The organism is Streptomyces sp. NPDC025618, from assembly GCF_055558795.1.
In genome coordinates, this window is sequence record NZ_JBVHLW010000006.1 from 185,327 (window position 1) to 196,978 (window position 11,652).

The 11,652-nt window shown below is 72.1% G+C and carries 13 protein-coding genes and 1 riboswitch; of the genes, 6 read left to right on the plus strand and 7 right to left on the minus strand.

Annotated elements, in window-relative coordinates:
* Positions 1–171 precede the first annotated feature (171 nt).
* The 3 genes from ACZ4A5_RS08915 to ACZ4A5_RS08925 form a co-directional block, all read right to left on the minus strand.
* Positions 172–954 (minus strand): enhanced serine sensitivity protein SseB C-terminal domain-containing protein, encoded by a 783-nt coding sequence (locus ACZ4A5_RS08915; protein ID WP_467580213.1) that lies wholly within the window; start codon positions 952–954, stop codon positions 172–174.
* Between the two features lie 156 nt (positions 955–1,110).
* The gene (locus ACZ4A5_RS08920; RefSeq protein WP_467580216.1) at positions 1,111–1,908 is read right to left on the minus strand and encodes an enhanced serine sensitivity protein SseB; all 798 of its coding nucleotides are present in this window, start codon (positions 1,906–1,908) and stop codon (positions 1,111–1,113) included.
* Between the two features lie 240 nt (positions 1,909–2,148).
* Positions 2,149–2,808: an AAA family ATPase gene (locus ACZ4A5_RS08925; protein WP_467580106.1), complete on the minus strand. Its 660-nt coding sequence runs from the start codon at positions 2,806–2,808 to the stop codon at positions 2,149–2,151.
* A gap of 151 nt (positions 2,809–2,959) precedes the next feature.
* A riboswitch (glycine riboswitch) is annotated at positions 2,960–3,053 on the plus strand.
* 148 nt (positions 3,054–3,201) lie between these two features.
* Here ACZ4A5_RS08925 and gcvT point away from each other — a divergent pair.
* The 6 genes from gcvT to ACZ4A5_RS08955 all read left to right on the plus strand — a co-directional run bounded on the left by gcvT (position 3,202) and on the right by ACZ4A5_RS08955 (position 8,648).
* Positions 3,202–4,317, plus strand: coding sequence for a glycine cleavage system aminomethyltransferase GcvT (gcvT, locus tag ACZ4A5_RS08930; protein ID WP_467580108.1), 1,116 nt, complete (start codon positions 3,202–3,204; stop codon positions 4,315–4,317).
* Positions 4,318–4,384: 67 nt separating this feature from the next.
* A complete protein-coding gene (gene gcvH, locus ACZ4A5_RS08935; protein ID WP_467580111.1) occupies positions 4,385–4,765 on the plus strand; it encodes a glycine cleavage system protein GcvH in 381 nt (126 codons plus the stop codon).
* Positions 4,766–4,808: 43 nt separating this feature from the next.
* Positions 4,809–6,071, plus strand: coding sequence for a serine hydroxymethyltransferase (gene glyA, locus ACZ4A5_RS08940; RefSeq protein WP_467580114.1), 1,263 nt, complete (start codon positions 4,809–4,811; stop codon positions 6,069–6,071).
* Positions 6,072–6,247: 176 nt separating this feature from the next.
* Positions 6,248–7,630, plus strand: a complete 1,383-nt coding sequence (locus ACZ4A5_RS08945; RefSeq protein ID WP_398869760.1) for an L-serine ammonia-lyase — start codon at positions 6,248–6,250, stop codon at positions 7,628–7,630.
* Between the two features lie 106 nt (positions 7,631–7,736).
* Complete coding sequence (locus ACZ4A5_RS08950; RefSeq protein ID WP_467580117.1) at positions 7,737–8,291, plus strand: hypothetical protein; 555 nt, start codon at positions 7,737–7,739, stop codon at positions 8,289–8,291.
* Between the two features lie 48 nt (positions 8,292–8,339).
* Positions 8,340–8,648 (plus strand): hypothetical protein, encoded by a 309-nt coding sequence (locus ACZ4A5_RS08955; RefSeq protein WP_366003756.1) that lies wholly within the window; start codon positions 8,340–8,342, stop codon positions 8,646–8,648.
* A gap of 27 nt (positions 8,649–8,675) precedes the next feature.
* Here ACZ4A5_RS08955 and ACZ4A5_RS08960 read toward each other — a convergent pair whose 3' ends face one another.
* The 4 genes from ACZ4A5_RS08960 to ACZ4A5_RS08975 form a co-directional block, all read right to left on the minus strand.
* Positions 8,676–8,900, minus strand: coding sequence for an EF-hand domain-containing protein (locus tag ACZ4A5_RS08960; RefSeq protein ID WP_398869758.1), 225 nt, complete (start codon positions 8,898–8,900; stop codon positions 8,676–8,678).
* Positions 8,901–8,938: 38 nt separating this feature from the next.
* Positions 8,939–9,448: an N-acetylmuramoyl-L-alanine amidase gene (locus ACZ4A5_RS08965; RefSeq protein ID WP_467580122.1), complete on the minus strand. Its 510-nt coding sequence runs from the start codon at positions 9,446–9,448 to the stop codon at positions 8,939–8,941.
* Positions 9,449–9,869: 421 nt separating this feature from the next.
* Positions 9,870–10,373: an ATP-binding protein gene (locus ACZ4A5_RS08970; protein ID WP_467580125.1), complete on the minus strand. Its 504-nt coding sequence runs from the start codon at positions 10,371–10,373 to the stop codon at positions 9,870–9,872.
* Between the two features lie 327 nt (positions 10,374–10,700).
* Positions 10,701–11,468 carry an enoyl-CoA hydratase/isomerase family protein gene (locus ACZ4A5_RS08975; RefSeq protein ID WP_467580127.1) on the minus strand — a complete coding sequence of 256 codons (768 nt, stop codon included), beginning with the start codon at positions 11,466–11,468 and terminating at the stop codon, positions 10,701–10,703.
* Positions 11,469–11,652: the final 184 nt, after the last annotated feature.

Genomic DNA, 11,652 nt, shown 5'->3' on the forward strand with positions numbered 1-11,652 from the left:
AACGGGGCTGCGATCACCCGCCAGCCCTGGCCGGGAATGGATGCGCAACCGTGATATGACCAGTCGGCTTCCGTTATCCGAACGCCGGGGTCCCATGAGCGGTCGACTGTCTGCCGGACGGCAACTCGTGCTGCCTGCAAGCATATTGGGGCCGGCGCGGAACCGCCCCGGTCAGTACGCCTGCGGCGCCGCGCCCGGCTGCCGGCCCTGGGAGGTGCCGCCGGGATAGCCGACCGGCGGATAGCCGTAGCCCCCGGCGGGGGCGCCGCCGTGTGCGTCACGGTCGAAGAAGGGACGGGTGTTGGCCCTCATCCACATCGCGACCGGGTCGTGCTCGTCCGACATCGCCACCGTGGACACCGGCAGCCCCTCGGGCACCGCGCCGACCGACTGACGCATCATCGACCGCACCGACTCCACGGCGGCCTGCGAGCTGTCGTACAGATCGAGGCCGATGGCGAGATAGGGGGTGCCCAGCGCGGGCTGCACCCAGGCGCGGCGCAGCGCCCGCACCGCGGGGGTGCGGTGGGCGTTCTGCCCGAGCAGGGCGTAGAACTGCGGGAGCTCCAGGGACGGCTCACAGAGCCGCAGCGGCCCGGCGGGCAGCCGGTCGAGTCCGGTCGCGATCCGCCGCAGGTCGAGCCAGGGCACGCCGACGCCGCCGCCGGGGGCGTGCGGGTTGAGCCACAGGCCCCAGCGGTCGGGGTAGAGCGAGCCCGCGACGGCGCGGCCCGGGACGACGGCGTGGGCGCGGTTCCAGCCACTGGCGGCGAGCTCCTGGGCGGAGGTGACGCACGGGGCGTAGCCGAGGCCGTCGATCTCCATGTTGCCGTACTGCGCGTCGGGCGAGCCCGCCTGGCCGTGCCAGAGCAGCATCCAGACACTGCCCTCGGCCAGGGCCTGGAGCAGCGCCTCGTACGTGTCGTACCGACCGGGCGCCACTTGGCGCAGCATCTGCTCCACGCCGCTCTCCGCGCCCGCGCTCACCTGGGTCCGCCTCTTCTCTCGGCCGTCTCCCGGCCGCCCACTTCGGTGCCCCGGGGCGCGGCAGCGCCCCCGGTCCGGTCATCCAACCAGCTTACGAGCCCGCGGCGGCGGGCACGGGAGGAGTCACAGGTCACGGTCGTAGAACGGGCGGATCCGAGCCGACATCCAGTCACCGACCGGGTCCCGCGCGACATCGAGGAAGACGAGCTGCACGGGCCAGGCCACGGGCGCCGTGCCGAGCGCCCGGCCGAGGGCGTCCAGGGTGGCGGCGCGGCTGCCGGGGTCGGGCAGGTCGAGCTCGACGCCGATGAAGAGCGCGGGGTCGCCGCCCTCGACGCTGGCCAGCGTCCGGCGCGCGGTCCGGACGACCTGGGCGGCCGCGAACTCCAGCCCGGCGGCGGCGAGGAAGGCGGTGGGCTCGTCCTGCCAGTCCGGCTCGAAGAGCCGCACCCGGCCGCCGGTGGCGTCGCCGTCCAGGGCCGTGCGGCCGGCCCGGCAGAGCTCGGCGACGGCGGGCGGCGGGAGCGGCGCGCCGACGGCGCCGTCGGGGTTGACCGCGATGCCGACCTGCGGGGGCAGGCCGCGGGCGAATTCGACGGCGGGCGCCACGGTGAAGGACATCCGGTCGCCGACGACGCGCAGGAACTCCGCCTCGGAGCTGAACACCGGTACGTAGGCGGCGCCGTCCAGCTCCAGGGTGGGGATGTCGAGGTCGGGGCTGTCGGGCCCGCCGCCGTTCGGCAGCGGCACCCACAGGTGGCTGCGGCCGAGCACCTCGACGATGCGGGCACCGGCACCGGGCACGCCCAGGGAGGCGGCGAGCACCGCTTCGAGTTCATTGGCGGGCCAGCCCTCGGGGAGGCCGCCCAGGGGGGCACCGGCCGGGGCCGTGGGCCGACCGTACTGCTCGGGGATGCTCATCTCGTCCAACTCGCCCAACGCCGTCCAACCACCGTATCGACAAAGCCGCAACCGAACCCTAACGGCTGCACCCCCGTCCGCTCCCGTCGGCTTCCGGAATCGGCACCGATGTCCCAGGTCAGGACGGATCGGGGTGGAATCGGGGGAGGAATCAGGAGGAGGCTCCTCCCCCACCGGGAACGACGCTCGCAGCGGGCATCGGGTTGCACAGGACCACCACCCGCCACACAGCGGCACCGGTCAGCCGAACGCGAGCCGGCCGAGCCCGTCGGCGGTCCGCCGGGACAGCAGCACCACCGACGCGGCACCGCGCGGCACCTCCCCCGCGGCGGCGGCGTCGAGCAGCCGGCCCATCGCCCGCCGGTGCCTGCGGAACGCGTACGCCGAGACCCCCCGCCCGCGCGCCCGCTGGCCCGCCAGCGCCGTCCTCGCGTCCACGTCCAGCACCACCAGGTGCACCCCGGCCCCGCGCCGCCGCGCGGCGCGCGCGGCCCACCGCCGCACCCAGCCCCGCTCCCCGCAGTCGTGCACGACGACGCTCGACCCGGACCGCAACGCCCGCCGCAGCGCGGCGTAGTGGAGGACCCGCGCGGCCGGCCGGTAGACGCCGTACGGCAGGCGGCGTGGCACGCGCCGCTCCAGCCGCTCGCGGGTGTCCTGCGAATCGACGCACCACACGACCTCGCCCGCGCCGTCCAGGGCGGGCACCGCCCGCCGCATCAGCGTGGACTTCCCGCTGCCGGGCAGCCCGGAGACGATCACCAGATGCCCGGCCGGATAGCGCAGCTCCGCGCGCGCCGGGCCGCCGCGCAGGTCGACGACGCCCGACGGCGGCCCGGGCGCCGCCGGTTCGCGTGGCGCGGGCTCCGCCCGCCCCGCCTCCGTGCTTCGCGTCCGCACCCGATCGCCCTCCCCCGTACCCGGCCTGCCCCGTACCCATGAAACGTAAAGAAAAGGTAATCCAATTGAGAGGCCGGTGGGCGGTTCCTCACGCGCCGGTCCGTGCAATGATGTGCGCGCCAACTGCGTACCCAACTCCATACCGGCCGCTCGAATCCACGCGGGAGAGTTCCAGCCATTGAGCTGGGCGCCGAAGGAGCAAGTTCCTCCCTTGAATCTCTCAGGCCCCGTACCGCGTGGGTGAGGCAGATCTGAAAAGCGGGCCGCACCACGCGGCCCCACCCAAGGTGCAAGCCGAGGACGCGCTCGTCGCCGACCGCTCCCGGTGAACCTCTCAGGTTCCGATGACAGATGGGGAGGACGTCCTCACTGCCATGCCTGGGAGCCCACACCATGACTGATGCCCCTCGCCGAACGGCCCTCGACGCGCTGCACCGCGCGCTGGGCGCCACGATGACCGATTTCGCCGGCTGGGACATGCCCCTGCGCTACGGCAGCGAGCGCGACGAGCACGTCGCGGTGCGCACCCGCGCCGGTCTCTTCGACCTCTCCCACATGGGCGAGATCACCCTCACCGGCCCGGGCGCGGGCCGGGCGCTCGACCACGCGCTGGTCGGCAACCTCTCCGCGCTGGCCGTCGGCCGCGCCCGCTACACCATGATCTGCGACGCTGGGGGCGGCATCCTGGACGACCTGATCGTCTACCGCCTCGGCGACGAGGAGTACATGGTCGTCGCCAACGCCTCCAACGCCCAGGTGGTGCTGGACGCCCTGACCGAGCGCGCGGCCGGTTTCGAGGCGGAGGTCCGGGACGACCGCGAGAACTACGCGCTGCTCGCCGTCCAGGGCCCCGAGTCCCCCGGCATCCTGAAGTCCCTGACGGACGCCGACCTCGACGGCCTCAAGTACTACGCGGGCCTGCCGGGCACCGTGGCGGGCGTGCCCGCGCTGATCGCCCGCACCGGCTACACCGGCGAGGACGGCTTCGAGCTCTTCGTCGCCCCGGCCGACGCCGAGAAGCTCTGGCAGGCGCTGACGGACGCGGGCGCCGAGGCGGGCCTCGTGCCGTGCGGCCTCTCCTGCCGCGACACGCTGCGGCTGGAGGCGGGCATGCCGCTCTACGGGCACGAGCTGACGACGGCCACCACCCCCTTCGACGCGGGCCTGGGCCGGGTCGTGAAGTTCGACAAGGAGGGCGACTTCGTGGGCCGCGAGGCGCTCGCGGCCGCCGCCGAGCGCGCCGAGAGCGACCCGCCGCGCAAGCTGGTCGGCCTGATCGCGACGGGCCGCCGGGTGCCGCGCGCCGGATATCCGGTCGTCTCCGGCGGCCGGATCATCGGCGAGGTCACCTCCGGTGCTCCCTCGCCCACGCTCGGCAAGCCGATCGCCATCGCTTATGTCGACGCCGCCCACTCCGCGCCCGGTACAAATGACGTATCCGTGGACATTCGCGGCAGCCACGAGCCGTACGAGGTCGTCGCCCTGCCCTTCTACAAGCGGCAGCGCTGACCCCTTCTCATCTCACCTGTCAATACCCGTTGCACAAGCACCCTCGCGCATCCAGGAGAATCTAGCCATGAGCAACCCCCAGCAGCTGCGCTTCAGCAAGGAGCACGAGTGGCTGTCGGCCGTCGACGCGGACGGCGTGGCCACGGTCGGCATCACCGAGTTCGCCGCGAACTCGCTCGGTGACGTCGTCTTCGCCCAGCTCCCGGCGGTCGGTGACACGGTCACCGCGGGTGAGTCCTGTGGCGAGCTGGAGTCGACCAAGTCGGTCAGCGACCTGTTCTCCCCGGTGACCGGCGAGGTCACCGAGGCCAACCAGGACGTCGTGGACGACCCCGCGCTGGTGAACTCCGCCCCCTTCGCGGGCGGCTGGCTGTTCAAGGTGAAGATCACGGACGAGCCGGCGGACCTCCTCTCCGCCGACGAGTACACGGCCTTCACCGCAGGCTGAACCCGCCCCTCCTCCTCCCGCCCAGGAAGTCCAGGAAGAACTCATGTCGCTTCTGAACAGCTCCCTCCATGAGCTCGACCCCGACGTCGCCGCCGCTGTCGACGCCGAACTCCACCGCCAGCAGTCCACCCTCGAGATGATCGCGTCGGAGAACTTCGCTCCGGTCGCCGTCATGGAGGCCCAGGGCTCGGTCCTCACCAACAAGTACGCCGAGGGCTACCCGGGCCGCCGCTACTACGGTGGCTGCGAGCACGTCGACGTCGTCGAGCAGATCGCCATCGACCGGATCAAGGCGCTCTTCGGCGCCGAGCACGCGAACGTCCAGCCGCACTCCGGCGCGCAGGCGAACGCGGCCGCGATGTTCGCGCTGCTCAACCCCGGCGACACCATCCTGGGTCTGAACCTCGCCCACGGCGGGCACCTGACCCACGGCATGAAGATCAACTTCTCCGGCAAGCTCTACAACGTGGTCGCGTACCACGTCGACGAGGCGACCAACCTGGTCGACATGGACGAGGTCGAGCGCCTCGCCAAGGAGCACCGCCCGAAGCTGATCGTCGCCGGCTGGTCGGCCTACCCGCGCCAGCTGGACTTCGCGGCCTTCCGCCGGATCGCGGACGAGGTCGGCGCGTATCTGATGGTCGACATGGCCCACTTCGCGGGTCTCGTCGCCGCCGGGCTGCACCCCTCCCCGGTGCCGCACGCGCACGTCGTCACCACGACCACCCACAAGACGCTGGGCGGCCCCCGCGGTGGTGTGATCCTCTCCACGGCCGAGCTGGCCAAGAAGATCAACTCCGCCGTCTTCCCCGGTCAGCAGGGTGGCCCGCTGGAGCACGTGATCGCGGCCAAGGCCGTCTCCTTCAAGGTCGCGGCGAGCGAGGAGTTCAAGGAGCGCCAGCAGCGTACGCTGGAAGGCGCGAAGATCCTGGCCGAGCGTCTGGTGCAGGCCGATGTCGCCGAGGCGGGCGTGTCCGTCCTCTCCGGCGGCACGGACGTGCACCTGGTGCTGGTGGACCTCCGCAACTCCCAGCTGGACGGCCAGCAGGCCGAGGACCGCCTCCACGAGGTCGGCATCACGGTCAACCGCAACGCCATCCCGAACGACCCGCGGCCCCCGATGGTCACCTCGGGTCTGCGGATCGGCACCCCCGCGCTGGCCACGCGCGGCTTCCAGGCCGAGGACTTCCGCGAGGTCGCGGAGATCATCGCCGCGGCGCTGAAGCCGTCCTACGACGCGGAGTCCCTGCGCTCCCGCGTCACGGCCCTGGCGGACAAGCACCCGCTGTACGCCGGTCTGAAGTAACCGAGCAGGACCCGATTCACCCGCTGGTACGGGGCACTGGGCACACTGGAAGGTGAGCCCGGTGCCCCGCACCACGTGGCGGGACGCCGGATCACTCACGTGGCACCCCGTGTGCACCGACCGTGGCCCGGCCGCCCGCGTCACACCCCGTACCACCGACCCGAGGGAGCGCCACCGTGGCCATCTCCGTTTTCGATCTCTTCTCGATCGGCATAGGCCCGTCCAGCTCCCACACGGTCGGCCCGATGCGGGCCGCGCTGATGTTCACGCGCCGGCTGAAGAACGAGGGCCTGCTGGCCCACACCACCTCCGTGCGCGCCGAGCTCTTCGGCTCGCTGGGCGCCACCGGCCACGGCCACGGCACGCCCAAGGCCGTGCTGCTCGGCCTGGAGGGCCACTCCCCCCGCACGGTCGACGTGGAGACCGCGGACGACGAGGTCGAGCGCATCCGCTCCTCGAAGCGGCTGCGGCTGCTCGGCGCGGAGATCGGCTCGACGCACGAGATCGACTTCGACGAGTCCACCCAGCTGATCCTGCACCGCCGCCGCTCCCTGCCGTACCACGCGAACGGCATGACCCTCTTCGCCTACGACGAGGCCGGCGCGCCCCTGCTGGAGAAGACCTACTACTCCGTCGGCGGCGGCTTCGTCGTGGACGAGGACGCGGTCGGCGAGGACCGGATCGTCCTGGACGACACCGTGCTGAAGTACCCCTTCCGCACGGGCGACGAGCTGCTGCGGATGTCCCGCGAGACGGGCCTGTCGATCTCCGCCCTGATGCTGGAGAACGAGAAGGCGTGGCGCACGGAGTCCGAGATCCGCGCGGGTCTGCTGGAGATCTGGCGCGTCATGCAGGCGTGCGTCTCCCGCGGCATGTCCCGCGAGGGCATCCTCCCCGGCGGCCTCAAGGTGCGCCGCCGCGCGGCCAACTCCGCCCGCCAGCTGCGCGCCGAGGGCGACCCGCAGGCCCGCGCGATGGAGTGGATCACGATCTACGCCATGGCCGTCAACGAGGAGAACGCCGCGGGCGGCCGCGTCGTGACCGCGCCCACCAACGGCGCCGCGGGCATCATCCCGGCCGTGCTGCACTACTACATGAACTTCGTGCCCGGCGCGGACGAGGACGGCATCGTCCGCTTCCTGCTCGCCGCGGGCGCGATCGGCATGCTCTTCAAGGAGAACGCCTCGATCTCCGGCGCCGAGGTCGGCTGCCAGGGCGAGGTCGGCTCCGCCTGCTCGATGGCCTCCGGCGGCCTCGCCGAGGTCCTCGGCGGCTCGCCCGAGCAGGTCGAGAACGCGGCCGAGATCGGCATGGAGCACAACCTGGGCCTGACCTGTGACCCGGTCGGCGGCCTGGTGCAGATCCCCTGCATCGAGCGCAACGGCATGGCCGCGGCCAAGGCCGTCACCGCCGCCCGCATGGCCCTGCGCGGCGACGGCCGCCACCATGTCTCCCTCGACAAGGTCATCAAGACCATGAAGGAGACGGGCGCGGACATGAAGGTCAAGTACAAGGAGACGGCGCGGGGCGGGCTCGCGGTCAACGTCATCGAGTGCTGAACGGGCGCTCCCGCTCGGGGATCATGGCCGGAAACATCGTGTCACCGGGTGACCTCCGGAAGTAGTGTCGGCTCCTCGTCGGCCGTTCCACGCGAGGAGCCCCGCCATGCGCCACCACGCCCGCGCCACTGCCGCGATCCTCGGCGCCGTCACCGCCGCCCTCGGTCTCGCGGCGCCCTCCGCCGTCGCCGCGCCCCCGGCGGTACCGTCCTCGGCCGTACGGCTGCAGAACGGCGCGTACAGCGGCTGCCTGACGGCGGAGGGGGCCGGCTACCGCGACCCACGGGGCGCGGCCCGGCCCAGGCTGGTGGCGCTGGAGACGTGCGACGCGGCGACTCCGGCCCGGCAGTCCTGGCTCTACAGCGCGGCCACCCATCAGTTCTCGTCGGTGGCCGAGCCCTACCACTGCATCGACCGGAAGGGCTCGCTGCTGGTCACCGCGCTGTGCGACACCGAGGCGCCGGAGCAGCGGTTCCGCACCGCTCCGGCCGGTGCGGGCGGTCTGCGCAAGGTGACGTCCGAGGCCGACGGCCGCGTCTGGGCGCAGGATTCGCGCCGCGCGAACGGGGTCCGGACGGCGGCGGGTGAGGGGGTGCGGCCGGTGCGTGACGTGGCGTCCTCGCTCCGGGCGGAGCGGAGCTGGGCGCTGACCGCGGTCTGATCTTCCTGGGGGCGGGCGTTGTCAGTGGTGGCGCGTACGCTCTCCAGCATGAGTTACGCAGACCTGCGCGAACTCCAGAGCGCGCTCAGCACCGCCTCGGACATCGCCTTCGCCCTCGACGCCGCCCCGGCCCCCCATGAGGCCGACCAGCTTCTCGACGCCCTGCGCCGGGCGCTGACCGCGGCCGGTGCCCTGGGCGCCGGGCTGGGCGCGACGGCGTGCGCGGAGCACCCCAAGGGGCCCGTGGACCCGCTCCACGGCGACAAGGACGACCCGCTGCCGCCGGGCTGGGGCCGGTGCCTGCTGTGCAACGACCGCAGGCGGCGGGCCAGTGCGCAGCGCAGGGGCTGGCGCTGACCCGCCGGGAGCCGTGCGGGAGCCGGGTCAGCCGTTGAGGGAGGCCCAGAACTCCTCGAAGGACAGCACGCCGTCGCCGTTGGCGTCCTTCTTGTTGATGATGGCCTGGGCCACGGTCTCGGTGACGTTGAAGTCGCCGAGCTGAGCCATCACGCTCTTGTACTCGGCGGCGGTGATCAGACCGTCCCCGTCGGCGTCGAACCGTTCGAAAGCCTTGCGCGCTTCGGCCTCGCGCGTCGCGTTGTCGGCCATGTGGGCCTCCCCTTGTGTGCTGGTGTGACCGGCACACATTAGCCGCCGCTGATCACCAGGCCGATATAGCGGTCCCAGTCCCAGTGCGGGCCGGGGTCGGTGTGGGTGGAGCCGGGCACCTCGACGTGGCCGATGATGTGGTCGCGGGTCCGCGGGATGCCGTAGCGGGCGCAGACGGCGGCGGCGAGCCGGGCCGAGGAGCGGTACATCGCGTCGGTGAAGTATTCGGGGCGGTCGATCCAGCCCTCGTGCTCGATGCCGATGCTGCGGGTGTTGTAGTCCCAGTTGCCGGCGTGCCAGGCGATGTCCTTCTCGCGGACGAACTGGCCGATGTAGCCGTCCGCGGAGGCGACCATGTAGTGCGCCGAGACCCTGGCCGTGGGGTCCTGGAAGATCCTCATCGCGTCGCCGAAGGTCTCCTGGGTCACGTGGATCACGAGGAAGTCGACCGGGTGCGCGGAGGGGCGGCTGGAGACCGTGTAGTTGGCGCTGTTCGCCGGTATCCAGTGGGTGGGGGGATAGGGGGTGGTGGCGGTGTCTTCGTCCATGGGGGGCTCCCGGATGGCGGGCACACCGGTCGGCAGCCCGGCGGGGACATGACACTCCAGAACGGCCCGGCCCGCAAGGACCGACATGGGCTCCGCATAAAAATAGGGGTTCACCGCTGGTTCATTCATGGAATGTAAGGCGGGTGTCACAACTCACCTTTGATTAACGAGATATCTCTCCTGAATTGCCCGGATCTGCCCTGATAGCCGCTTTGGCTGGCACGCGACTGTCTGCCATAGTCGATGCCACGACCCCCATTGACCCGGGCCAGGTCGTTCTTCCGGCCGCGGAACACACCCCTTTCTCCGCGGCCGCACGCAGAGGCCCCCGGCCCGTCGCATACCGACGGATGGGGGCCTCTGCGTTTCCCGGCCGCGCCGGGGGGCGGTTCAGGGGTCCGCGACGCCGCGCCGGGGCGGCTCAGCGGTCCGCGACCCTCATCTCGAACCACGTCGTCTTGCCGCGGGCCAGCAGATCCACGCCCCAGCGGTCGGAGAGCTTGTCGACCAGGAAGAGCCCGCGCCCGCTCGTGTCCAGTTCGTGCACCGGCATCAGGCACGGCAGCCCGCGGGAGGGGTCGCGCACCTCGATGCGCAGCCAGCCGCGGCGGCGCAGCATCCGCAGCCCGAAGCAGCGCGCCCCGGTGTGCCGGACGGCGTTGCCCACGAGCTCGGAGACCAGCAGCACGGCGTGCTCGGCGAGCTGGGGGGAGAGTCCCCAGTGCCGCAGGACGACGGACTGGGTGAGCCGCCGGGCGGCGAGCGCCGACTCCGGGCGGGAGGGCAGCTGGACTTCGCCGAGTGTGGGGTCGCCGAACAGGTCGAGCGCCTTGAGCGCCAGTTCATCCTCTGCGGACGGCATCCAGCGCACAGCGGCCGTGCCACTTCGCTGCCGCGGCTGATCCGTTCCTTCCAGGCCCGCCATGCACCCCATCATGGCCGCCGTAAAGACGCCGTGGGCTGGAACCAAGGGATTCGCCGGAGCGGAATTCGCTCCTCCAACACCGTTCGGCGACATATGCCATGGGCAGCAGGTCGTCTAGAAAATGCGGACTGACCTGCGGTGACCGCAGGTGCACAGATGATCGCTCAGCGCATGGAACAAGGTCATTTCGAGGGGTTCGCACACCTCGGGGAATTCCCCCACAAGAGGCAACCGCCCGGCATGCCGGCCGGGTGTGCCGGGGCAACGGCGAAGGGGCCGCCGACTGTTCGGCGACCCCCGTGCCACTCATGCCCAACCCGTCGATTTTCAGACGAACTTGGCCTTGCCGGGCCCGTCCTCGACAAAACTGCGCATCCCGATCTCCCGGTCCTCGGTGGCGAACAGCCCCGCGAACCAGTTGCGTTCGATGGCGAGCCCGGTGTCGATGTCGGTCTCCAGACCCGTGTCCACGGCCTCCTTCGCGGCGCGCAGCGCGAGCGCGGGGCCGGCGGCGAGCTTCGCGGCCCACGCGTGCGCCTGCTCGTAGACCTCCGCGGCCGGCACGACCCGGTCGACGAGGCCGAGCTCCAGTGCCTCGGGGGCCTTCACCTGACGGCCGGTGAAGATGAGGTCCTTGGCCTTGGACGGGCCGACGAGCCGGGCCAGCCGCTGGGTGCCGCCCGCGCCGGGGATCAGGCCGAGCAGGATCTCCGGCTGGCCGAGCTTGGCGTTGTCCGCGGCGATGCGGAAGTCGGCGCAGAGCGCGAGCTCGCAGCCGCCGCCGAGCGCGTAGCCGGTGACGGCGGCGACGACGGGCTTGGGGATGCGGGCGACGGCGGTGAAGGCGTCCTGGAGGCCACGGGAGCGGGCCACCATGGCCGCGTGGTCCATCCTCTGCATCTCCTTGATGTCCGCGCCGGCCGCGAACACCTTCTCCCCGCCCCACAGCACCACGGCCCGCACGTCCGCGCGGTGGGTCGCCTCCTCCGCGAGCTCGCGGAGCCGGTCCTGGGTGGCGATGTCGAGCGCGTTCATGGGCGGACGGTCGAGCCGGATGGTCCCGACGCCCTCGGCGGCCTCAAGATGCACAGTCATGACAGCAGGTTAGCTTCAGGGCCTCGCGGGGGTCTGCCCCGCGCGGCGGCCGGACAGCGGGGGGGGGGGGGGGGGGGGGGGCGACCCCCCCACCCCCCCACCCCCCCCCCCCCCCCCCCCCTCCTCCCCCCCCCCCCCCCCCAAAAACGGGTGGTCTCTCCTGTCCCCCCGGCCAGGTTGTCCC

What these genes read in the sequence shown, in the direction of transcription:
- glyA (WP_467580114.1), top strand. Translation starts at nt 4,809, where the DNA reads ATGTCGCTTCTGAACAGCTCCCTCCATGAGCTCGACCCCGACGTCGCC.
- gcvT (WP_467580108.1), top strand. Translation starts at nt 3,202, where the DNA reads ATGACTGATGCCCCTCGCCGAACGGCCCTCGACGCGCTGCACCGCGCG.
- ACZ4A5_RS08955 (WP_366003756.1), top strand. Translation starts at nt 8,340, where the DNA reads ATGAGTTACGCAGACCTGCGCGAACTCCAGAGCGCGCTCAGCACCGCC.
- ACZ4A5_RS08965 (WP_467580122.1), bottom strand. Translation starts at nt 9,448, where the DNA reads ATGGACGAAGACACCGCCACCACCCCCTATCCCCCCACCCACTGGATA.
- ACZ4A5_RS08920 (WP_467580216.1), bottom strand. Translation starts at nt 1,908, where the DNA reads ATGAGCATCCCCGAGCAGTACGGTCGGCCCACGGCCCCGGCCGGTGCC.
- ACZ4A5_RS08950 (WP_467580117.1), top strand. Translation starts at nt 7,737, where the DNA reads ATGCGCCACCACGCCCGCGCCACTGCCGCGATCCTCGGCGCCGTCACC.
- ACZ4A5_RS08970 (WP_467580125.1), bottom strand. Translation starts at nt 10,373, where the DNA reads ATGGCGGGCCTGGAAGGAACGGATCAGCCGCGGCAGCGAAGTGGCACG.
- gcvH (WP_467580111.1), top strand. Translation starts at nt 4,385, where the DNA reads ATGAGCAACCCCCAGCAGCTGCGCTTCAGCAAGGAGCACGAGTGGCTG.
- ACZ4A5_RS08960 (WP_398869758.1), bottom strand. Translation starts at nt 8,900, where the DNA reads ATGGCCGACAACGCGACGCGCGAGGCCGAAGCGCGCAAGGCTTTCGAA.
- ACZ4A5_RS08975 (WP_467580127.1), bottom strand. Translation starts at nt 11,468, where the DNA reads ATGACTGTGCATCTTGAGGCCGCCGAGGGCGTCGGGACCATCCGGCTC.
- ACZ4A5_RS08915 (WP_467580213.1), bottom strand. Translation starts at nt 954, where the DNA reads ATGCTGCGCCAAGTGGCGCCCGGTCGGTACGACACGTACGAGGCGCTG.